This is a genomic window from Sorangium sp. So ce693 (assembly GCF_051521375.1).
Classification (GTDB): Bacteria; Myxococcota_A; Polyangia; order Polyangiales; family Polyangiaceae; genus Sorangium; species Sorangium atrum.
Genome location: NZ_CP150347.1, coordinates 11147947 through 11169609 on the forward strand (window position 1 = coordinate 11147947; position 21663 = coordinate 11169609).

Sequence of the window (21663 nt, forward strand, 5' to 3'; positions counted from 1 at the left end):
TGCGGTTCAGCGTCCCCGCTCGCTGGCGTCCTCAACCTCGGTCGGTTCCCTCAACCTCGGTCGGTTCGCCCGCCCGTTACCTCAACCTCGGTCGGTTCGGCCCTCCGGCACCTCAACCTCAGTCGGTTCGCCCGCCCGTTACCTCAACCTCGGTCGGTTCGGCCCTCCGGCACCTCAACCTCGGTCGGTTCGCCCGCCCGTTACCTCAACCTCGGTCGGTTCGTCCGGCACCCCGCCCTCCGAAATCCGGCTGAAAAGGCGGCTCTGCTGGCAATCGAAGAAAAATTCTCCGCGAAGTGAGAAAATACGATCGATCGAGGCAATGCTTTTAGTAGGGTAGCCATGCGTCCAGGCCTCCGGCACGAGGTCTGCGGCGTAGACACCCCGGCGGCCCCAATCCGCCGGGGTGTCGTTTGCTACCGGACTTGCGGCATTGCCTTAGAAAAGCTGGTCGCCGTACCACCGTGGCCCGGGGCTGCCCTTGGCTTCCACGGCCGGAGTCGCGACCAGCGGGGCCGGCTCGACACGGTGCGTCGCCCCGGACTTCGTCACCGGCGCCTCGACGGAAGGACCCACCGCCTCCGAGGCGCCGGGGTCGCACTGTGCCGGTGAGGCTGTCGACTCATCGCGATGTGAATCACTTGCGTGCGCCGGCGGCTCGGCCGGCGGGAGCGGTGTCCCCCGTTGGGCGATGTACGAGCTCAACGGCACCGCGACGGCGGCGCTCGTCAACGCGACGAGCAGCAGCGCTCCACCGGCCAGCAGGACGTTGTTGCGCGAGCGCGGTGCGGCGATCTCGACGACGGGGTGCCGCATGGCCTCCGGAGGGAAGGTCCCGGTGGGCAGCGTGTTGCGGGACGCCGGAGCGGGCACGCTCCGCTCCGTATCCGGCGCCGACTCCTGCAGCGACGGGGCCGCCGCTGCTTGCGGGCGCGCCGCCCTCGGCGGCGGAGCGCCCCCCGCGAGCGGCGCCGCGGCAACGAGCAGCGGCCGCACGGCGGCCATGAGCTCGTGGACCGTCTGGAATCGCGCGTCAGGGTCCTTGGCGAGCGCCCGGGTCAGCGCCTCGTTCACCTGGGCCGACACCCCCTCGAGCGGCGGCGGCACCTCGTCGAGCGCGCACACATCCAGATCGTCGCGGCCGTCGAACGGGCGCTGACCCCCGAGGAGGCAATACAGCAGCATCCCGAGCCCGTAGACGTCGGTTCGTTCATCGATCGCACGCGAGTCGAAGAGCTCCGGCGCCCGGTACCGCGCCGCGTCCGCCATGGCGTCCTCGGGCGCCCCGAACAGCAGGTGCAGCCCGAACGCCCTCAGGACAGCGGCGCCTTGACCGGTGACCACCACCGTGTGCGGGCCGAGATCCCCGTGCGAGAGCCCCAGCGCGTGCGCCGCGCCGAGCGTCCGCGCGACGTCGACGACGAGCTCGTACGCGACGGAGCGAAGCCGGGGCAGCAGATCTTCCACCGAAGGATCGTCGCTCTGCCGGGCAGCGATCCACCCCGCGTCTCCCGCCATCCCGCCCGCGATCACAGGCACGATGCCGTGCACCCCCGCAGACAGCGAGAGGAGCCTCTCCAGCGCGCCGCGAAACGCATCGGCGTCGGTGCCCATGCCCTCCTGGACATAGAGCGTCACCTCGCGGCCATCCGCGTCGAGCGCGCGATACGCCTCCGCCGGAGCGGGAGAGTCGAGGCTCGCGACGATGGTGTAGCCCGCGAACTCCTGCCCCAGGATCACCATGGCCCCTCCGCCTCGGCCAGCGCGATGGAGACGGAGGATTCAGGCCTCGCGCGCGGGAAGAAGAAGAGGGAGAGGACGGCGCGGCACGCGCTCTTCAATGCTGGCTGCGGTGTTGGATCAGCCCAAAAGATTCTGCTCACTGCGTCGGACCTCCGGCACGAGGTTCGAGTCCATGACACCCCCGGACACGGCGCGGGGAACATCGGTTGGCGGGGACAGTAACAGAGGTCTCAGGCGCGCGGAAGCCGTCGCCAGCGCGGACCGGCGCCACGGAGCGCGCGAGGCAGGTCTATCACTTTCCGGAACGACGGCTCGACGGCGGAGTAATACGCCCTGAAAAAGCGCGCTCCGGCCGGGGCGACTTGGGCGGAGCTGCCGGGCGTGCGCGCTCCGGGTCTTCGCTGGCGAGGGCGAGCATTGCTTGCTTTCTCGGTGAATCGTCAGGCTCCATGAGCAGAAAGAGGATCGCGCTCTGGAGCGTCTCCTCGGCCTGGTCAAAGCGCTCTGCCACGATGGATGCGACAGGGCTGCGCCCGTCGCCGGGGAGCAGGAGGCGCGGCTCGCACTGGAGCCCCTGGGCGATCAGGCCGAGCGCGCCGAGCCCGAGATCCCGCTCGCCTCGCTCGACCTGCCGCAGGTACGTGGCCGAGAGCTGCGCCCGCTCCGCGAACTCCTGCATGCTGAGCCCACGGAGCAACCGGAGGATGTGGACCGCCTGGCCGACCTCCTTGGGGAGCGTGTCGCGCATGAGCGCGAGCCTAGCAGGCAGAGCTCGCCTGAGCCCCCGAGAAGGCAGGCCGCCTCGCGTGAGCAGCGCGCCGCTCGCTCGCCGGCGCACCGAACGCGCCGCGCCGGCGGCGCTACAGGTACCCTTCGGCCTGCAGCGCGAACATGCGGGCATAGCGCTGGCCACGGGCGACGAGCTCGTCGTGGGTGCCTTCCTCGACGATGCGCCCGCCGTCGAGCACGACGATTCGGTCGGCCATGCGCACGGTCGGGAAGCGGTGAGAGATGACGATGGTCGTCCGCCCCTTCGACAGCGACCGGAACCGCTGGAAGACCGCGTGCTCGGCCTCGGCGTCGAGCGCCGCGGTCGGCTCGTCGAGCACGAGGAGGTCGGCCTGCTCGCGCATGAAGGCGCGCGCGAGCGCCACCTTCTGCCACTGCCCGCCGCTCAGCTCGACGCCGCCCTTGAACCAGCGCCCGAGCTGCGCGTCGAGGCCCCCGGGCACGGTCGTCACGACCTCGTCGGCGCCGCCCTCGGCGACCGCGCGCGCGACGCGCGGCTCGTCCGCGAGGTGCTCGACGCTGCCCAGCCCGACGTTCTCGCGCAGCGTGAGCTGGTATTGGTTGAAGTCCTGAAAGACGACACCGATCCTCCGGCGGAGCGCGTCGGGCTCCCAGGCGCGGAGATCCTTGCCGTCGAGCAGGATTCGCCCCTCGGTGGGCTCGTACAGCCGCGCGAGCAGCTTGATGAACGTGGTCTTTCCGGCGCCGTTGTGCCCGACGAGCGCCAGGCTCTGGCCGCTCGGGATGTGGAGATCGATCCCCCGGAGCGCCCAGCGCGACTGGCCAGGATACCGGTAGCCGACGCCCTCGAACCGCACGCCCCGGTCGTGCGCGCCGTCGGCCGACAGGGGCGCAGGCGCGCCTCCGCTGCCGGCCGGCAGCGCGGTCGGCTCGCCGGTCGGGATGGCCAAATACTGAAAGAGATTCGACATGTAGAGGTTGTGCTCGTACATGCCGCCGACGCCGGCGAGGACGGCCTGGAACGCCTGCTGGCCTTGCCGGAAGGCGGCGACGTAAAGGACCATCTCGCCGAGCGAGAGCCTCCCCGCCGCGGCGCCGGCCGCCATGGCGCCATAGCAGCCGTAGAACGCGGCGGTGCCGAGGAGCGACAGGCCGTAGGACCACCCGGCGCGGCGGACCGCGAGGGCGCTGTCCTCCCGGTAGAACGACGTCGCGAGCGCCTTGTACCGCTCGAGGAACATCGGCCCGAGCCCGAAGAGCTTCACCTCCTTGGCGTGGCCGTCGTTGGCGAGCACGTATTCCAGATAGTTGAGCTGGCGGGCCTCGGGAGAGCGCCAGTTCCGGAGGCGGAACGCCGCGCCAGAGAAGCGAGCCTCGGCGACCGTGGCGGGGACGGCCGCGAGCACGAGCGCGATCACCGCGAGGGCGCTGAACCCGACGAGCAGCGCGGCGTACCCCGCGAGCGTGATCAGGTTCTGCACGAGGGAGAAGCTCTCGGTCACGACGGAGGCGGGGCGAGACGACGCCTCGCGGCGCGCGCGGGTGAGCTGGTCGTAGAACTCCGAGTCTTCGAAATGGACCAGCGAGAGCGAGAGCGCCTTCTCGAGGATCATCCCGTGGATGTCGATCGAGAGCCGCGCGCCGAGCAGCTGCCGCATCAGCGAGAGCCCGCGCTGCACGAGCGCGAGCGCGGCCACGAGGCCGAGCTCGACCGAGACCCACACGATCGCCGCGCGCTCATCGCGGGCGACCACCGCGTCGGTGATCGCCTTTCCCACGTAGGCCACCCCGAGCGGCAGCCCCGCCGCGGCGAGCGTGAGCGCGCCGAGGGCGGCGCTCGCCGCCTTCGACGAGCGCCAGACGAGCTGGAGCGTCCGTGGGGTGTAGGCAAAGCTGTCCCGCAGGCGGGAGAGGCCGAGCATGGACGGCAGATTCTAACCACGCCGCGGCGCCCCGCCCGCGAGGGCGCGAGGGCGCGAGGGCGCGAGGGCCGAGGACGCGAACGCGGCGACCACGGGCAGCCTCCCGGACCGGGTGATGACGAGCGCGCGAGCGCGGGCGCTCGACGGGCGGGCGAGCAGGCAGGACGCGGTGGCGGGCGCGCGCCCGGCGCGGTATCCCGGGGCTCCGAAAAGGAGGCTCTTCATGTCGAGCATGTCCACGTTGACCATGGGCTACGGAGCGCTGCTCACAGCGCTCGGCGTCGGAGGATTCGCGGCGACGAGCGCGCCGACGGCGCTCATCCCGGCCGGCTTCGGGGTCGTCGCGATCGGGCTCGGCCTGCTCGCGCGACAGGAGAGGTACCGCATGCACGCCATGCACGCGTCGGCCATGGTCGGCGTCCTCGGCTTCCTCGGCTCCGCGCGCGGCCTGGCCCAGCTGCCGACCCTGCTCTCCGGCGGCGACGTGGCGCGCCCGCCGGCCGTCATCGCCCAGTCCGTGATGGCCGTCCTCTCGGCGGGCTACGTCGCGCTCTGCGCGCGATCCTTCGTCACGGCGCGCCGCGCCGCCGCCCGCACCTGAGCGCGGCGCGCGCCGCCTCGCGTGAGGAGCGCGCGGCCCCGCCACGCGGCGCGCGCCGCCTCGCGTGAGGAGCGCGCGGCCCCGCCACGCGGCGCGCGCCGCCTCGCGTGAGGAGCGCGCCGCCCTGCCAAGGAGCCAAGGCCCCCTCCCAGCCCGCTCCACCCATCGCCTTCCCATCCCCGTCCGGCCGGCGCGCTCCGTGCGGTCCTGTCGGGCGCGAGAGCCATCGAACGGCGCGCTCCTGCCGATCCGTAGAGAACGGCCGCTGCGGCTCCTCTCGCGTGGCGTGTGGTGGATGAGCCTCGTCCCCTCTCCTCACCCGCCTTACTCTGCACGTCCCATCTCTGCGTGTCCGATCTCCGCTCGTCGGATCCAGGCGCCCGCGCACCGAGGAGCTCTTTCATGTCGATTATTTGGCAATCCGGACCGGCAGTCCGGAATGCTATAAATCCGCTCGCAAAAAGCCAGATCGGTGCCCTCGATGCCCGTGCATGATGTACTGTCATCGTCACCAGACCATCAACTACGAGAAGAGCGAGCACCATGCTTCGACGCGTCATTGCATTGGGGCTGACGGCGCCTTTTTTCCTTTCCTGCGAGGGGAGTGGTGGTGTCATCCAGATCTGGAATTGCGAGGAGTGTCTCAAGGGCTGGACCTGCACGGCGGACGCTTGCATCCCCCCGCACTGCAGCAATGACGTCACGGATGAGGACGAGGGAGAGACCGACCGCGACTGCGGCGGCTCGTGCCAGCCGTGCGGCTTCGGCGCCTCGTGCGAGACGGGCATCGACTGCAAGGAAGGCGTGTGTCGTCAGGGGGTTTGCCAGGCTCCGACCTGCGTCGACGGCGTGGCGAACGGCTTCGAGACCGGCATCGACTGCGGCACGCGCTCATGCCCGCTCTGCCCCGCGGGCGAGGGTTGCCTCACCGGCGAGAACTGCGCGTCCGGCGTGTGCAGGGAGCGTGTCTGCCAGGCGCCCTCGTGCGACGACGGGGTCCTGAATGGAAGCGAGCTCGCCGTGGATTGCGGGGGGGACTGCCTGACGTGCCGGTAGCCCGGAGCGCCCGGCGAGGCGACCAGGCCTCGCGACCCCACCCCGACGAGGCGTCGGCGCGAGGGAGGAGCGCCCCCTCGCCTCAGAGGGGATTGACCGCGGGCGCCGTCTCCAGGCTGACCGTGCCGCCGGTCGCGATCCAGCGGAAGCCATCGATGAGCGCGGTCGAGTCGAAGCGATCGTCGCCGGTGTCGAACAGGATGAACCGGAGCGAGATCTCCTCGCCGCCGCGCACCGGCGCGCGGGTCTTGAGCCACCGGGTGCCGCCGTCGTGGCGCGGGCTGAACCCCGTCCCCACGAGCTCGCCCGAGCCGAGCGGACATCCGTCGCAGACATCGAAGAACGCGATATTGACGCTGACCGGCCTCCCCTCCCCGTCGAACGAGAGATTGCCGTTGTACGACCCGGGAGGCGCGGGCGTGGCCAGCGCGACGAATTGATCGTTGAAGTCCTCGCAGACCCACTCCGGGTATTCGAACGTATAGAACTTGAAGAGGAACTCGTAGCCGGTCGCGTTCGTCGGAGCGCGCAGGACGACCTCGAGGCCGATGTCGTCGTTGATGAAGCTGGACGGAGGACAGGCAGGGTTGTCCTGAGGGAACCCGGGGGGCGCTGTGCCGGCACCGTAGCTCGAGCAGCTCTCGGACCAGCAGGCGTCGGGGTGGCCAGGCAGGCGTGCGCTCCCCGTCGAGAGCGCGAGCAGGCGCGCGCCGCCCTGCACGCGCACGTTGGGGCCGAACCCATCGAAGACGCCAACCGCGGGCGACCGCTCTGCAGACGAGCCGTCCCCGCGGACATACCTCGCGGAGAGCACGCCCCACCGCCTGTCCTCGCGGGACGCCACGGCGCAGAGGTCGATCGCCTTGGCCCCGTCCACCGGATCGAAGTCCTCCAGCGCGAGGCCCTCGTCGCACGGTGGCGGCACGTTGTCGATCACACCGTCGCAATCCTCGTCCGCCGGCGCGGGGATATGGCCGCTCGCGTCGGGCTCGGTGACCTCGACCTCGATCGCGCCTGGATTCACATTTCCATCGACATCGTTGCAGTCGCCCTCCGCGGGCGTGAACCCGTCCCCGTCGCCGTCCACGTTGGGATCCGTGACAGGGATTGCGCCACCGGGGCCGAGCCCTGGCTCGCCCGGCTCATCGAGCCCGTCGGAGGCGTCCTCGCCGATGGTCCCCGCGGGCTCACCGCGCCCGTCTCCCCCGCCCCCCTGCGCGGACGCGCCGCCCACCGCGGAGCACCCGAGTGCAACGGCGAGCACCGCCATCACGGCCATGCCGGTGCAGGGGAGAGCGATCGGTTGTTCGATCATGCTGCACTTTGCCATGGGGAACGGACCGACGTCCCACGCAACCTCGAGCGGGCGAGCGCAACCTCGGTTCGAATACGCGCAGCTCACGCGAGCGCGGAGCTCACGCAGACGCGCAGCTCACGCGAGCGCGGAGCTCACGCAGACGCGCAGCTCACGCGAGCGCGGAGCTCACGCAGACGCGCAGCTCACGCAGACGCGCGCCCGCCGAACGCAGACAGGGACGGGCGCCGTTGCCGGCCGCTCTACATCCGCTCCGGCGCCTCGATCCCGAGCAGGCCGAGGCCCTTCGCCAGCACCTCCGCCGTCAGATCGCACAGCGCGAGGCGCGAGCGGCGCACCTCGTCGCTCTCGGCGCGGAGCACCGGGCAGCGCTCGTAGAAGGTCGTGAACGACCCCGCGAGCTCGAACAGGTAACCGCACAGGCGGTGCGGCTCGAGCGTGGCGGCCACGTCCTCCAGCACGGCGCCGAACCGGAGCAGCTCCAGCGCGAGCGCCCGCTCCGCCGGCTCGCTCAGCACGATCCCGGCCTCGCGCGGCGACTCGACGCCCGCCTTCCGGAAGATCGACCGGATGCGGGCGTGCGCGTACATCAGGTAGGGCGCCGTGTTCCCCTCGAACGCGAGCATGCGATCCCAGTCGAACACGTAGTCCTTGATCCGGTCGCTCGAGAGATCGGCGTACTTCACCGCGCCGACGCCGACCGCCCGCGCCACGGCGTCCGCGGCCTCGGCGTCGAGCTCGGGGTTCTTCTCCCGCACCACCTTCGACGCGCGCTCCGTGGCCTCGTCGAGCAGGTCCGAGAGCTTCACGGTGTCGCCGCTCCTCGTCTTGAACATCTTCTTGTCGGCCCCGAGCACCGAGCCGAACGCCACGTGCTCGGCCCGGGCCGGCGGCGCGAGCCAGCCCGCCTCGCGCGCGGTCGCGAAGACCATCGCGAAATGCTGGCTCTGCGGCGCGCCGACGACATAGACGATCCGGCGCGCGCCGACCGTCGTGAGGCGGTGGCGGATCGCCGCGAGATCCGTCGTCGCGTAGCCGTAGCCGCCGTCCTGCTTGCGCACGATGAGCGGCAGCGGCGCGCCGTCCTTGCCCGTGAAGCCGGCCGGGAAGACGCAGAGCGCGCCCTCGCTCTCGCGCGCCAGCCCCTTCTGGCCGAGCTCCTCGATGACGTCGGGCAGCATCGGGTTGTAGAAGCTCTCGCCGGCGAAATCCGCGTCGGTCAACGTCACGCCGAGGCGGCGGTAGACCGACTCGAAGTAGCGCGTCGACTCGCGCACGAGCTGCCGCCAGAGCGCGAGGGTCTGCTCGTCGCCGCCCTGCAGCCGCACGACCCGCCGGCGCGAGCGCTCGGCGAACGCCGGGTCGCCGTCGAACTTGGCGCGCGCCTGGCGGTAGAACGCGTCGAGATCGCCGACCGAGAGCTCCTGCGAGGCCGCGGCCTCGCCGAGATCGAGCATGTGCTCGATCAGCATGCCGAACGGCGTGCCCCAGTCGCCGAGGTGGTTCTGGCGGATCACGCGGTGGCCGAGCGCCTCGAGCACGCGCGCGAGGGCGTCGCCGATGATCGTGCTGCGGAGGTGGCCGACGTGCATCTCCTTCGCGGCGTTGGGGCCCGAGTAGTCGACGATCACCGTCTCGGGCTGCGCCGCGGGCGCGATCCCGAGCCGGCCGCCGCCCGCCGTCTCGGCGAGCTCGCGCGTGAGGTACGCATCCTCGAGCGTCAGGTTCACGAACCCGGGGCCCGCGATCTCGACCTTCCGGCAGATCCCGTCGAGCTGCAGCGCCGCGACGATCGCCGCCGCGACCTCGCGCGGCGGCCTGCCGAGGCGCTTGCCGAGCGCCATGGCGGCGTTCGCCTGGTAGTCGGCGTGGGTGGAGCGGCGCAGGGAAGGATCAACCGCGGCGTGCTCGGCGCCGAACGCGGCGGTGATCGCCGCCTGCAATGCGCGGGCGAGGGCGTGGACGGGATCGGCCATGGCGCATCCTTTGGCCCGGGCGCCCGGCCAATTCAATAGGCAAGCCGGAGCGGCACCGCCACATCAGCGCACCTTTGACAAAAATCGGGGTAGGCCGGACAGTTCACGCCTCACGTGAGCGCTTCCCCGCCCCCTGCCCCCGGCGATCCGCCGCCCGCCGCGAGCAACGCGCTCGCGGAGAGCGCGGCGGCCCAGCTGGTCGGGACGGTCATCTCGGACCGGTACCGGATCGTGGAGCTCGTGGCGACGGGCGGGATGGGCGCGGTCTACAAGGCCGAGCACCTGCTCCTGCGCAAGTGGCTGGCCGTGAAGCTCCTCCTGCCCGAGGCGAGGGGATCCGCGGAGCTCACGGCGCGGTTCGAGCGCGAGGCGATCGCGGGCGCGCACATCCAGCACCCGAACATCGCCTCGGCGACCGACTTCGGCACCCTCCCCGACGGCTCCCGGTTCCTCGTGCTGGAGCACGTCCGCGGCACGACGCTCGATCGCATCATCAAGAAGGGCCCCGTGCCCGCCCCGCGCGCCGCGGAGATCGCGCGGCAGATCGCGGCGGCGCTCGCCGCGGCCCACGAGCGCGGCGTCATCCACCGCGATCTGAAGCCGCGCAACGTCATGGTCGAGGACGGCACCGACGCGGTGAAGCTCATCGATTTCGGCCTGGCGAAGGTGCCGATCGAGCGCCTCTCCACGACGGACGCGCACAGCAGCGAGGCGCGGCCCGACGCCGGCCGGATCACGCTGAGCGGCATGGTCTTCGGCACGCTCGCGTACATGGCGCCCGAGGCGGCGCAGGGCATGGATCACGTCGACGAGCGCTCCGATCTCTACGCGCTCGGGCTCATCCTCTACGAGATGCTCGCCGGAAAGCACCCGTTCGACGCGATCCTCCCCGTCGAGATCTTCCGCGAGCAGATCCACACGGCGCCGCCGCCGCTCCGGCTGCGCGCCCCGGGCACGGCGGCGCCGCGCGAGCTCGAGGCGCTCGTGATGCGCATCCTGCGCAAGGACCCGGCGGAGCGCCCCGCGAACGCCCGCGCGCTGCTCGCGGCGCTCGACGCGGCCGTGCCGAGGTCCGAGGCGCTCGGCCTCCTCCCCTGGAAGGAGCCGCTCTCGAGCGGGGCGTGGCGGCTCAGCGACCCGCTGCGCGCGATCCCGCACGCCGCGCCGCCCGAGCTGCCGGCAGGGCAAGACCGCGCGGGCGCGGCCGGCGGCGCCGCGGCCCGGGGAGCCGCGGCCGGCGGCGCGGCGACCGGCAGCGCCGAGGCCGATGCGTTCGGCCTGCAGCTCGGGGCCGCCGGAGCCGACGGCGGGGCGCCCGGGAAGGCAGCGCGCGGGGCGGCAGGAGGCCGGCCGCGAGCGCGGAGGCGCGCGTGGGGCTGGCTCCTCGGGGTGGCCGCCGTGGCCGCGATGGGCGCGGCGGGCGCGCTGCTCCTCGGCCGGCTGCCCGCGGGCGCAGGCTGGCTGCGCGCGGGCGCCCCGGCGGCCGCCGGCCCGGAGCTCCAGGCGGCGCCCGCAGCGGCGCAGGCGGCCCCCGCCGGGGGGCCGGCCGCCCAGGCGCAGGACGCCCTCGCCCCCCCTCCGCAAGCGCCCTCCGCGGCGCCCGTCGCGAGCGCCTCGGCCCCCGGGTCGGCCGACGCCGCGGCGGCGTCGGACGCGGGCGCGGCGGCACCGGAAGCGGATGCCGCGGCGCCGGACACGGGCGTGGCGTCGGCCGGCACGGCGCCGATCGAGGGTGCGGGCCTCCCGGCCGAGCGCGAGCGCCTCGTGGCGGCGGTCCGGGCGAAGCGGTGGGGCGACGCGGAGAGCGCGCTGCTCACGCTGCTCGAGAAGGATCGCGCCGCCTTCGAGCAACGCGACGTGATGACGGCCGCGGCCGCCGTCGCCGTGAAGAGCTCGTACCGGACCGACGGCCGCGCGGACGCGATCTTCGACGCGCTGGAGGGCCGCCTGGGCCCGGAGGGCCTCGACATCGCCTACGAGATCGCGAGCGGCTACGGGGGCACTCAGGGCGGAAAGCGCGCGGCGGCGCTGCTCCGCCGCCCCGAGGTGCTGAAGCGCGCGAGCGTCCCGCTGCGCATCGCCGTGGCGCTGCGCGAGGCCCCCTGCCGGCGCAAGGAGGCGCTCTTCGAGCGCGCGGCGCTCGAGGGGGACGCGCGCGCGCTGGTGTTCCTGGAGATGCTCCGCTCGTCGCAGTGCCAGCCGCGCATCGGGCAGTGCTGCTTCCACCACCACGCGGGGCTCGAGAACGCGGTGCGCGCCCTGCGGGACCGGCTGCGCTACTGAGCCGACCGCGCCCGCGCGTGAGCCGACCGCTCCCGCGCGGCGCGGGCTCCCGGCGCGAGGCGGCCCCGAGGGCCGCCGAGATGGGCTAGGCTCGCGCCCCCGGGTTCCACGGCGCCCAGGAGGCCAGAGCACGGCGACGGGGCGACGGGCGACCTGCGGACGACAAGAACGAAGGAACAGGAATGAGCGACAAGACGAATGAGGAGATCTACAGGGCGTATCTGCTGGGTTACGCGTGCACCGGCGACGCCTCGAAGGTCGCGGTGCTCCAGGACGCGCGCCCGCTGACGTCGGTGATCGCCGCCGCGCTCGCCCTCGCCGAGCGCGACCGCCAGGCGAGCGAGCCGCCTGATACATGGGATTCCCTGTCCGGGCGCCTGCAGGCCATGTTCGATGAGTTCGACCCGCACGGGTACGACCTGGCGGGCGGAGGCGACGAGTCGCTCGAAGACGAGGACGAAGAAGAAGAAGAAGAAGAAGACGACGAGGACGAAGACGGCGACGAGCCGATTGCCTCCTGAGGCGCTCCTTCGAGGCACGGACGCGCAGCGTGCGCCGGTGACACGGCCATTCGCCCGGCGATGCCGGGCGAGTGGCGGTTCCTCACACCGCCTTCACTCTGCGGCTGACGGAGACCACGACCCTCCCCTCGGCCTTAATCAAGCTCGCGCCGCGTTCTCCTACATCCGAACGTTTACGTTTACGTGGTCGTGGTCGTGGTCGTGGTCGTGAACGTTCACGTGGTCGTGAACGTTCACGTGGTCGTGGTCGTGGTCGTTCACGGCCTGCCGTTGACGACCACGACCACGACCACGACCACGTAAACGTTCACGTTCACGTTGGTGACTGGTGGGGGGACAGCATTCGTGCCCTGAACGTGACCGAACGAGCCTCGTTAACGCCACAGATCATCGAGGCGCTGCGCGCGACGCGGCCCCGCTCACCCCCCGAGGGTCGCGCCGTTCGAGGCGATGACCTCACGATACCAGTGAGCCGAGTCCTTGAGGACCCGCCTGCCCGTCGGGTAATCGACGAAGACGAGGCCGAAGCGGTGTTTGTAGCCGTGGGCCCACTCGAAGTTGTCCATGATCGACCAGTGGAAGTAGCCGTTCACGACCGCGCCCTCGGCGATCGCCCGGCGGAGCTCGATCAGGTGGCGCGCCATGAAATCGATGCGCTGGGGGTCGTGCACCTTCCCGTCGAGCGAGATCCAGTCCCGGGTGGACAGGCCGTTCTCTGTGATCACGATGGGCCGCTTGTACCGCTCGTAAAAGAACCTGGGCCCCCAGTAGAGGCACTCGGGGGTGACCGACCACTCGAACGCGGTGATCGGGTGCCCCACCGGGTGGGGCACCACCTCGGCGGCGCCGTTCGCCCCGGCGCGCACCGGGACTCCCCAGTAGACGTTCACGCCGCAGAAATCGACCGGCTGCGCGATGATCTCCATGTCCCCGCTCCGGACCTCGGGGAGCTCCTTCGCGAACAGGCGGAGCCCGTCCTCGGGATACCTGCCGAAGAACACGGGATCCATCCACCACGTGTTGGTCCACGTGGTCCGAGCGTTCACCGACCACGTGGCCGCGCGCGCCGCCTCCAGATCCTCCGGTGACGAGGTCGCGGGGTATTTGACCTGCGCGACGGGCGCATAATAGACGTTGCATTTCCCGGGGCTCGACGCGCGGATGGCCTGCACCGACTTGCCGTGCGCGAGCAAGACGTGGTGGCAGACCCGGAGCACCTCGGCGAAGCGCAGCCGGTCGCCGGGCGCGTGGCGACCCTCGTAGTGGCCGGCGCCGGCGAACACCTGCGGCTCGTTGAGCGTCATCCAGTCCTTCACCCGATCGCCGAGCTTCCTGACCACGACGCTCGTGTACTCGGCGAACCAGTCGGCGCTGTCGCGGTTCAGCCACCCGCCCTTGTGGTAGAGCGCGAGAGGGAAGTCCCAGTGGAACAGCGTGGCGTGGGGCTCGACGCCCGCCTCGAGCAGCGCGTCCACGAGGCGATCGTAGAACGCGAGCCCGCGCTCGTTGACGGCGCCCGTGCCCTCTGGGAGGACACGCGGCCACGAGATGCTGAGTCGATAGGCGCGGAGGCCGATGTCGCGCATGAGGGCGACGTCCTCCGGGTACCGGTGGTAGTGGTCGCACGCGACGTCGCCCGTCTGGCCGTTCCACACGGCATCCGGCTTCTTGCAGAACATGTCCCACACGGACGGCCCCTTGCCGTCCTCGTACGCGGCGCCCTCGATCTGGTACGACGCCGCGGCGGCGCCCCACAGGAACCCTTCCGGAAAGCCCTCTTCGCTCTGCTGTCGCGTCATGGTGGCCGCCACCATACCAAAGGCGGCCGCGTCTCGGCACCGCGGCGCACCGCGGCGTCAGCCGGCGTCGCGCGCCTCGTAGCCGGCCTCGCGCACGGCCGCGAGGAGGGCCTCCTCCGTCGCGCTCCCCTCGACGACCGCCTCTCCGCGCTCGAGGCTCACCTCGCTCACCCGCGTCACGCCAGGGACCTTCGCGAGCGCCTTCGAGACCGCCTGGACGCAGTGGCCGCACGTCATCCCTTCGATAGCGATTCTGCGCATCTCCCCCCTATGCCCGCTCGAGGTGGCAGCGTCAACGAGGGCACGCGGCGCGCCAGCGCGGAGCGCCCTCGACGCAAGAGTCCTCCGGAACCGCCCAGGAAATGCCCTCTCCAGCGCGCGCCGGCGCTCCGCTGCTGCGTGGTTGCGCCAGTTGCATCGGTCGCATCGGTTGCGCCAGTTGCATCGGTTGCGCCGCCCGCGCCCCGGTGATGTTCTCTCGAGCGTGACGGCTCTCGAGCACACGGCGCTTGTCGGCCACGGCGGCGTGCACATCATCGAGGGCGCCGGGGGGACGCGCCGCCATGCGCTCCACCTGGTCAAGCTGGTGGTGCCGGTCGAGGGTCCTCTGGAGATCGAGGCCGAGATCGGGCGGCCGTTCGAGGTGCGCGCGCCCGTGCTCACCGGCGCCGGGGTCGCCCATTCCATCGGATCTCCCGGCGCGACGGTGACGGTCTTCCTGGCGCCCGACGGGCTCGGCGCCGGCGCCCAGGCGGCCGCCCGCGGGCGGGTGCTCGCCCTCGAGGGTGCGCAGGCCGAGCGGGCGCGCGCGGCGGCGCGCGACGTGCTCCGCAGCGGGCTCGATCACGCGGCGACGCACGAGCTCATGAGGACGTGCGCCGGCGCGTTCGCGCGGGGCGGCCCGCCGGCCGATCGCCGCGTGCTGCGCGCCATGCGCCGCCTGGCGGAGCAGGCGCCGGGCCGCCCCGCGCTGGGCCCGCTCGCCGCCGCGGAGGGCCTCTCACGCTCGCGGCTCTCCCACCTGTTTCACGGCGCCTTCGGCCACCCGCTGCGCGACTACGTGACCTTCCTGCGGGTGATGACGGCCATCCGGGCGCTCATGGAGGGCACCCCGCTGGCGCAGGCGGCGCTCGCCGGCGGCTTCCACGACCAGGCCCACCTGGCGCGCGCGGTCGTCGCGACGCTGGGCCGCACGCCGGGCTCGGTCGCTCGCAGCCACTTCGTACAAGCCACAGCCACGGCCGGGGCCATGGTGATCCCCTGAACCCAAGGAGGATCCATGCCCCCCCGCGCTGTCGGCGCAGCCCGCGTCGCCCTCGGCCTCATCGTCCTGCTCGGCGGCATCAACGGATTCGTGCGCATCGTCCCGGTCCCCGAGCCGCTCCACCCGTTCATCCAGCTGCTCGTCGACAGCGGCTACATCCACGCGGTCAAGGTCGTCGAGATCGCCGCCGCGGTCCTGCTCCTGCTCGACCGCCGCCGCCCGCTCGCGCTCGCGCTGTTATGGCCTGTCGTGGTGAACATCGCCCTGTTCCACCTGCTGCTCGACCCCCGCGCCGGCATCAACGCCGTCATCCTCCTCGGCCTGCTCGGCGCCCTCACCTGGCATGATCGCCACGCGTTCGCGCCGCTGCTCGCCGAGGGGCGCGCCGGGTCGCGCACCCGCGCGCCGATGGGCGGCGACGCGGCGCGCGGAGAGCGCGCCTCGCCCGCCTAGAGCCCGATCACCTACGGCGCGCTGTCCTGGAGCACGCCGTCGGGCACGAGGCGGAGCGAGCGAACCGCGCCCTCGCGCGCGAGCAGGAGGGCGCCGAGCACCCCCGCCTCGCTGCCCAGCGGAGAGGCGACGACCGGCACGTCCGCGCCGCGGACGGCGTGGCGCGGCAGCTCCTCTCGCACGCCGGCGAGGAGGATGTCGGGCGCGGCGAGCAGCTCGCCGCCCAGCACGACGAGCTGGGGGTTGAGCAGGTTCAGCAGGACCGCGATGCCGCGCGCGAGCTGCGTGCCCGCCTGGTGGAAGATCGCGCGGGCGCTCTCGTCGCCGGCGAGCGCCGCGCTCGCGATGGCGCTGACGGCGTGCGGGCGAGCGAGCGCGGCGAGCTGGGGTGAGCGCGCCGACGCCGCCTCGGCGGCGCGCCGGAGCGCCATGACCGAGGCGAACGTCTCAAGACATCCGCGGCGCCCGCAGCCGCAAGGCGGGCCGTCGTCCGCAATGCGGCAATGGCCGATCTCACCGCTGTACCCCTGCATCCCGAAGAACAGGCGTCCATCGGCGACGAGGCCCGCGCCGACGCCGAGCCCGACGTAAATCCACACATACGACGCCTGCCCCCGCGCCGCGCCGAGCTCCCCTTCCGCCACCGCCGCCGCCTGAGGCAGGTTGTACACAGGCACCTGCATGCGGAGCGCGCGGCTGAGCTCCGCGCGCACAGGGAACCGCTCCCAGCCCAGGTTGGGCGCAAGCACGCAGACGCCGCTCGGCCGCTCGATGAGCCCAGGCAAGACCGCGCAGGCGCCGCGCAGCCGCTTCCGCGGCACCCCGCTCAGCTGCAGCACCTTTGGCAAGAGCTCGACGATATCGCGGACCGTCCGGTGCGGATCGCGCAGGACGGTGGGTTGCTCCAGGCGCGCCCGCAGCCGCCCGCGGGCGTCGGCCACGGCCACGGCCGTCTGCTCGACGCCGATCTCGATGCCGAGGAAGGCGGCGCTGTCGTCGTTGAACTCGAGGAGCCGCGCCGGGCGCCCGCCGCGCGATTCGCTCCCGACATCGCGGACGCTGCCGCTGTCGAGGAGCTCCTCGATGATGGCCGAGACCGTCGGCTTGGTCAGCCCGCTCAACCGCGCGAGGTTCGTGCGGGAAATCGGGCCGTGCTCTTGCACGAGGTCAAGGACGAGGGAGCGGTTGAGCTCCCGAGGGGTGCGGTTGTTCGCCGTCTTGTCGCTGGCACGGACCATTCGAGCAGAACCAGACTTAGCCGTCCTCGCACAGCAAAAGCAAGGGGGGTCGCAACCGAGCTGTCACGAAAGCGCGCGCGGCGAGCGCTCGTGGTCTCCCGCGCTTCCCCGCCCCTCACGCGCGTCACGCGCGCTTCCCGCTCCTCCCCGCCTCTCCGCCACGTCTTCCCGCTTCCTCTCGCTCACCGAGCGCATCGCTGCCTCGACGCCCCCACCCCGCGGCGCGTCAGAGCTGCTTATGTCAGCATCACAATCGCCGCTGCCCGAGACGGCCGCCGCGCAGCGCCCCTCCCGCCTTCCACGTAGCAAACTGCCCCGCTTCGGGGGATGGGCTCCTACAGCCCGCACCTCCGTGTGGCGGAACGCCGCATCACCCCTTGTGAGGTAGAAACAGGGAGCGCGCGGTCCTCTCGGCGTTCGACCCGCCCGGACCTGACGATCGCCGCGCTCCCCGCTCCCGCGACGCCGCAAAGTTCCGCGGCGGGCGGGCTCATCTCTTCTCGCAGGGAACACCGATTGCAGACAGCAACGAACAACAAGCGGTGGATGACAGACGGCAGACGCTCATCGGCCCTCGACGTCCAATGAACGACAAACGGCAAACGCGGGAAGCGAGCAGACATCGAGTCGATGAGCGCAGACGCCGTGGGGCGTGAAGGAGAGCGATCGTCGAGGCGCTGGAGTCCTGACATGCCGACGCGCTGTCGTCCCAGGTCGAGCCAAGGGCTCGAGGGGTTGGAGGACACGGCGACATCGCGCAGCGACGCTTTGCCCAGCTCGCGCGCGATGCGCAATGCCGAGGAGACGCCCGGAGCGCCGGGCGGCATCCTCACGAGGAGTTTTCACGATCATGAAGATGGCAGACGTTCTGGGTGCAGTGTTCGCTGTGACGCTCGCCGCCTGCACGGCGACATCCGATGAGGTCGCGGACGCGGAGGAGACCGGGGCCGACGAGGGCGCGCTCGGGGTGAGCGACGTGGCGGCTGCACCGGCGACTTCCGAGCACGAGAGCCGCTTCAGCCTCGCGCGGCCCGGCGCCATGTGCGGGGGCATCGCCGGCATACGCTGCGCGGTGGGCCTCTATTGCGACTTCGCCCCCGAGGCGAACTGCGGCGCGTACGACCGGAGCGGCACGTGCGCGCTCATGCCCGACGCGTGCCCGCAGGACTACGATCCGGTGTGCGGCTGCGATGGCCGCACGTACAGCAACGGCTGCGTCGCGGCCACGGCCGGCGTCTCGGTGAGGAGCGCGGGGGAGTGCGGCCCCACCATCGTGGGGGTCGGCGAGAGCTGCGGCGGCTTCACCCTCGGCGGGCCGCGCGTGTGCGGCGAGGGGCTCTACTGCAAGTACGCGCCTTCCGCGATCTGCGGGCGCGCGGACGCGTCCGGCAGATGCGCGGAGAAGCCCGATGTCTGCACGAAGGAGCTCGCGCCCGTGTGCGGCTGTGACGGCCAGACGTACGCCAACGCGTGCACGGCGGCCGCGAGCGGCACCTCCGTCGACGCGCGGGGCGCGTGCGTGGACGCGCCGATCGAGTGAGCGAGATCGCCGCCCCGCTCCGCGGCTGCTCGAGCGCGAGGAGCGCGGGCGGCGCGCGGTCACGGCTTCTTCTCGACGGATTGCACGTCGAGCTGGATGAACTGACCGTTGAACGGCTGGGGCGCCGGGGGGACGCCGTCCACGACCAGATGCTTGAAGTTGGTGATGCTGATGTCATTCGGATCCTCGCCCTTGAAGGACACCTTGGATCCGCCCCGGATCGGAATGGTCTTCGTGTGGTCGATCTTGAACGTGTCGTGCCCCACGTTGGGGCTATCGTTGAGCCAGTAGACCTCGGCCGGATCGGAGACGGAGATGCTGTAGCGGTTGTACTCCCCGTGGTCGGGCGCACCGCCGACGCGGAAGTGCATGCCGTCGGACGTGCCGCCCTTGTAGGTCTCCGGCTCGACGACGCCGCGGAGCCGGACGGTCACCAGATAGACCGTGTCGGGCGAGCCGCCGAACGTCTTGGTCTCGTCGACCTGCGCCGAACACGCACACTCGTCGCTGTTGCCCGGGTCCCGGTCGCACGGCATCTCCCAGCGGAAGCCGTCGATGCTGTCGGCCGCGGCGAGCAGGTTCTCTTCTTCGCCGCCGCCGCTGCCGCCGACCCCGCCGCTGCCGCCGGCCCCGCCGCTGCCGACGGAGCTCGCGCTGCTGGAGGCGCTCGTGCTGCTGGAGGCGCTCGTGCTGCTGGAGGCGCTCGTGCTGGCGGCCGTCGAGGCTCCCCCGCCCGAACCCGCAGCGCCCGTCGTGCTGGCGCTGGCCTGGTCGTCCGCGGGCGGGTCGGAATCGGAGCCGCAGGCGAGAAGGACCATCATCGCAGGAACCACGATCAAAGAGATTCTCATTTTACACCAGTCCGGCGAGGGCGCCGGCAGTTGAGGCTCGGGACGCGAAACGTCGTTGCCTTGGTATCACGGCTCGTTCGCGTGGCCATGTCAGGGTCGTGAGCGGTCCGGTGCACTACCGGACGAAGCCAAAGGAGGACGTGCGGTCGACAATGTGAACGTTCACATGACGGGCGTCAACGCGAATCGACCGACCCGCGGGGTTCCTCGAGCGTGCGGGGGAGCGAGACCGAGGACATGCGGACATGGGCGTGCGCTCGCGGTAGGATGCCATGGCGCCCGGGGCGCCGCGCTCCGCCGCGCCGCCTTCGCGCTTTGCAGCGAGGTTGAACGTGAGATCCTGGATCTCTGCCCGTCGAATCCTGTGCGTCCTCCTGCTCGCGCCGCTCGCCCTCGGGATGGGCATCAGCGAGCAGGAGTTCCTGTGCGAGAACGCGGCTGCGCATCTCGAGGAGTGCTGTCCGTCGTTCTCCGCGACTCCCGCGCTCTGCCGGCAGAACGTCGGCTGCAACGGGGACGAGGAGCTGTGGCTCACGGCCGACGAGAGCCGGTGCATCCAGGACAGGGAGTGCGGCGACCTCGTCGCGAGCAACGTCTGCGAGCAGGCCGCCACGCGCATGAAGCTCGCCGAGGGCGGGAGCACGGGCGTCGCGCGCCCGGTGGTGTGCCGGTGAGGCGGCGTATCCGCTCGTCGAGGCGACGATGGGGCGTCGCGGCCGCGCTCTCGGGGCTCCTCGCCCCCGCCCTCGCCAGCGCGCAGGAGCCGCCGCCTCCTCCGGGGGCGCCCGCGCCCGGGGGCCCGGAGGGGTGGAGGCGCGGCTTCGGCGCCAAGTTCTACGCCGGGGGCTCGTGGCAAAGCTTCTATTCCCTCGCCATCTATGGAGCGAGCTTCGGCGCCGCCGCCGGGGGCACGCTCGAGCACGTCGCGCTCTGGGGAGGGTGCGAGGGCTTCGTCGGCGTCACCGAGTTCGGCCTCCCCGCGCGCATGATCCGCCCGAGCTTCGCGGTGGAGACCCACCTCGGCGATTTCCGGCTCGGCGGAGGCGCTGGCATGCTCGTGCTCGCGGTGACCCGCGCGACGTCAACGTCGTCGATGACCTCCGCGGCGTTCGGGTTCAGCGGGCACCTGAGCTACGACCTCGTCACCCTCGATCAGCACGCGATCTACCTCGAGGCTCGGATGAACGTCGATCTCGCCTCGGCGATCCTCTGGGGGCCCTCGGGAGCCCTGGGCTTTCGCTACTAGCGCTGCTGCGGGAAGTCGGACGAGGGAGCGAACCGCCATGACGCCAAGGGCGCCAAGAAACCAGGGAGATGGGAGGGGACAGTGCCAAGACGGCACTTCCTCTCTCCCCTTGGCGGCCTTGGCGCCATGGCGGTTTTTCTGCCGATCCGGGGCAACTTCCCGAAGTCGTGTTCGGCGCCGCGGCGCTACGGCTCTCCGCCGCCGGCGCTGCCCTCGCCGTGCCGGTGCACCCGCGCCCGCCGCTCCCGGTTCCTCGCCACCTTCGCCGCGCGGCTCGCCATGAGCTCCGGCGACGGCTTGCGCCCCAGGTGCGGCGCCTGCTCCGCGTGGTGCTCGTCGAACGACCCCGGCTCGCTGCCGAGCTCGAAGATCGCGACCTCCCGCTGGCCCCGCTCGCCGAGGCGCAACGGCATCACCGCCGCGCCGATCCCCGCACCGACGTAGACCGCCCCCTGGCCGGGCTCCCCCCGCTTGCGCGTGCCGTAGAGCCCGTGAATGTACCGGTGCCCCGCGATCTTGCCGATCGAGAGCTCGTTCAGGCGCGCGACCGTCACCTGGCCCGCGTGCGTGTGGCCCGACAGCACCAGCGGGATGCCATGGCGCCAGAGCCCGTCCGCCTCCTCCGCGATGTGCGAGAGGCCCAGCGTCGGCAGGTCGCGCCGCACCCCCTTCACCGCCTTCTCGAGCGACGCATGGCCGGTATACGCGTCGTCGAGCCCCACCACCTGGAGCCGCTCATGGCCCAGCGTGATCACCGTGCTCGCGTTGCAGAGCACCGCGGCGCCGCCCCGCTCGAGCGCGCGCTTCACCGCGTCGGCGCCCGACCAGTGATCGTGATTCCCCAGCACGGCGATCACCGGCGCCTCGAAGCCGCGCACCACCTCTTCCAGCTGATCGAGGTAGAGCTGGCTGTGACACACGAAATCGCCCGTGAGCACGACCAGGTCGGGCCGCTGCAGGTTCGTCAGCGCGACGGCCGCGCGCTGCACCCGCACCGACGTCACGCGACCGACATGCTGATCCGTCAGGTGGGCAATCCGGAGCGACGACACCTGATCGAGGTAGGCCGCAGGCCCCGCGAAGCGCCGGAGCCGGATCCCCATGG

The 21663-nt window shown here is 71.9% G+C and carries 20 protein-coding genes; 9 read left to right on the top strand and 11 right to left on the bottom strand.

All coding sequences use genetic code 11. The annotated features are described in order from the left end of the window. Window positions 1-438 precede the first annotated feature (438 nt). From WMF14_RS41590 to WMF14_RS41605, 4 genes are all read right to left on the bottom strand, one after another. Complete coding sequence (locus tag WMF14_RS41590; RefSeq protein ID WP_437795799.1) at window positions 439-1743, bottom strand: serine/threonine protein kinase; 1305 nt, start codon at window positions 1741-1743, stop codon at window positions 439-441. A gap of 292 nt (window positions 1744-2035) precedes the next feature. Beyond that, the gene (locus WMF14_RS41595) at window positions 2036-2491 is read right to left on the bottom strand and encodes a helix-turn-helix domain-containing protein (RefSeq protein ID WP_272102373.1); all 456 of its coding nucleotides are present in this window, start codon (window positions 2489-2491) and stop codon (window positions 2036-2038) included. A gap of 112 nt (window positions 2492-2603) precedes the next feature. Further along, window positions 2604-4415: an ABC transporter ATP-binding protein gene (locus WMF14_RS41600; RefSeq protein WP_437795801.1), complete on the bottom strand. Its 1812-nt coding sequence runs from the start codon at window positions 4413-4415 to the stop codon at window positions 2604-2606. 12 nt (window positions 4416-4427) lie between these two features. Beyond that, window positions 4428-4640 (bottom strand): hypothetical protein, encoded by a 213-nt coding sequence (locus WMF14_RS41605; protein ID WP_437795803.1) that lies wholly within the window; start codon window positions 4638-4640, stop codon window positions 4428-4430. Here WMF14_RS41605 and WMF14_RS41610 point away from each other — a divergent pair. Together WMF14_RS41610 and WMF14_RS41615 are read left to right on the top strand one after the other, a co-directional pair. Beyond that, entirely contained in the window at window positions 4639-5016 is a 378-nt protein-coding gene (locus WMF14_RS41610) for a hypothetical protein (RefSeq protein ID WP_437795804.1), read from the top strand. The two genes, WMF14_RS41605 and WMF14_RS41610, sit on opposite strands and share 2 nt — an antisense overlap. Window positions 5017-5559: 543 nt before the next feature. Beyond that, entirely contained in the window at window positions 5560-6072 is a 513-nt protein-coding gene (locus WMF14_RS41615) for a hypothetical protein (RefSeq protein WP_272102370.1), read from the top strand. An 82-nt stretch (window positions 6073-6154) separates the two neighbouring features. Here the strand turns inward: WMF14_RS41615 and WMF14_RS41620 are convergent, their stop codons facing one another. Together WMF14_RS41620 and argS are read right to left on the bottom strand one after the other, a co-directional pair. Further along, window positions 6155-7387, bottom strand: coding sequence for a choice-of-anchor L domain-containing protein (locus tag WMF14_RS41620; protein ID WP_437795807.1), 1233 nt, complete (start codon window positions 7385-7387; stop codon window positions 6155-6157). A gap of 242 nt (window positions 7388-7629) precedes the next feature. Next, window positions 7630-9363, bottom strand: coding sequence for an arginine--tRNA ligase (argS, locus tag WMF14_RS41625; protein ID WP_437795810.1), 1734 nt, complete (start codon window positions 9361-9363; stop codon window positions 7630-7632). Between the two features lie 114 nt (window positions 9364-9477). Here argS and WMF14_RS41630 point away from each other — a divergent pair, with 114 nt between their 5' ends. Further along, complete coding sequence (locus WMF14_RS41630) at window positions 9478-11646, top strand: serine/threonine-protein kinase (RefSeq protein ID WP_437795813.1); 2169 nt, start codon at window positions 9478-9480, stop codon at window positions 11644-11646. A gap of 182 nt (window positions 11647-11828) precedes the next feature. Beyond that, window positions 11829-12167 (top strand): hypothetical protein, encoded by a 339-nt coding sequence (locus WMF14_RS41635; RefSeq protein ID WP_437795815.1) that lies wholly within the window; start codon window positions 11829-11831, stop codon window positions 12165-12167. A gap of 419 nt (window positions 12168-12586) precedes the next feature. On the opposite strand, the gene WMF14_RS41640 is transcribed toward WMF14_RS41635, so the two are convergent. Together WMF14_RS41640 and WMF14_RS41645 are read right to left on the bottom strand one after the other, a co-directional pair. Then, window positions 12587-13966 (bottom strand): GH1 family beta-glucosidase, encoded by a 1380-nt coding sequence (locus WMF14_RS41640; protein ID WP_272102365.1) that lies wholly within the window; start codon window positions 13964-13966, stop codon window positions 12587-12589. 57 nt (window positions 13967-14023) lie between these two features. Further along, complete coding sequence (locus WMF14_RS41645) at window positions 14024-14227, bottom strand: CopZ family metallochaperone (RefSeq protein ID WP_272102364.1); 204 nt, start codon at window positions 14225-14227, stop codon at window positions 14024-14026. A gap of 223 nt (window positions 14228-14450) precedes the next feature. On the opposite strand from WMF14_RS41645, the gene WMF14_RS41650 reads away from it, so the two are divergent. Both WMF14_RS41650 and WMF14_RS41655 read left to right on the top strand, forming a co-directional pair. Beyond that, window positions 14451-15230, top strand: a complete 780-nt coding sequence (locus tag WMF14_RS41650) for a helix-turn-helix domain-containing protein (RefSeq protein WP_437795817.1) — start codon at window positions 14451-14453, stop codon at window positions 15228-15230. A 15-nt stretch (window positions 15231-15245) separates the two neighbouring features. Further along, window positions 15246-15683, top strand: a complete 438-nt coding sequence (locus WMF14_RS41655; RefSeq protein ID WP_437795820.1) for a membrane spanning transport protein — start codon at window positions 15246-15248, stop codon at window positions 15681-15683. A gap of 11 nt (window positions 15684-15694) precedes the next feature. Here WMF14_RS41655 and WMF14_RS41660 read toward each other — a convergent pair whose 3' ends face one another. Further along, entirely contained in the window at window positions 15695-16921 is a 1227-nt protein-coding gene (locus tag WMF14_RS41660; protein ID WP_437325505.1) for an ROK family protein, read from the bottom strand. 850 nt (window positions 16922-17771) lie between these two features. Between WMF14_RS41660 and WMF14_RS41665 the strand changes: the two genes are divergently transcribed. Beyond that, the gene (locus tag WMF14_RS41665) at window positions 17772-18461 is read left to right on the top strand and encodes a Kazal-type serine protease inhibitor domain-containing protein (RefSeq protein WP_272102360.1); all 690 of its coding nucleotides are present in this window, start codon (window positions 17772-17774) and stop codon (window positions 18459-18461) included. Between the two features lie 59 nt (window positions 18462-18520). Here the strand turns inward: WMF14_RS41665 and WMF14_RS41670 are convergent, their stop codons facing one another. Further along, window positions 18521-19282 carry a hypothetical protein gene (locus WMF14_RS41670; RefSeq protein WP_437795824.1) on the bottom strand — a complete coding sequence of 254 codons (762 nt, stop codon included), beginning with the start codon at window positions 19280-19282 and terminating at the stop codon, window positions 18521-18523. A 362-nt stretch (window positions 19283-19644) separates the two neighbouring features. Here WMF14_RS41670 and WMF14_RS41675 point away from each other — a divergent pair, with 362 nt between their 5' ends. Together WMF14_RS41675 and WMF14_RS41680 are read left to right on the top strand one after the other, a co-directional pair. After that, window positions 19645-19986, top strand: a complete 342-nt coding sequence (locus WMF14_RS41675) for a hypothetical protein (protein WP_437795827.1) — start codon at window positions 19645-19647, stop codon at window positions 19984-19986. Next, window positions 19983-20558: a hypothetical protein gene (locus tag WMF14_RS41680; RefSeq protein WP_437795830.1), complete on the top strand. Its 576-nt coding sequence runs from the start codon at window positions 19983-19985 to the stop codon at window positions 20556-20558. The genes WMF14_RS41675 and WMF14_RS41680 overlap by 4 nt, the downstream gene beginning before the upstream one ends. 185 nt (window positions 20559-20743) lie before the next feature. Here the strand turns inward: WMF14_RS41680 and WMF14_RS41685 are convergent, their stop codons facing one another. Next, window positions 20744-21661, bottom strand: coding sequence for a metallophosphoesterase (locus WMF14_RS41685; protein ID WP_272102356.1), 918 nt, complete (start codon window positions 21659-21661; stop codon window positions 20744-20746). Between the last annotated feature and the right edge of the window lie 2 nt (window positions 21662-21663).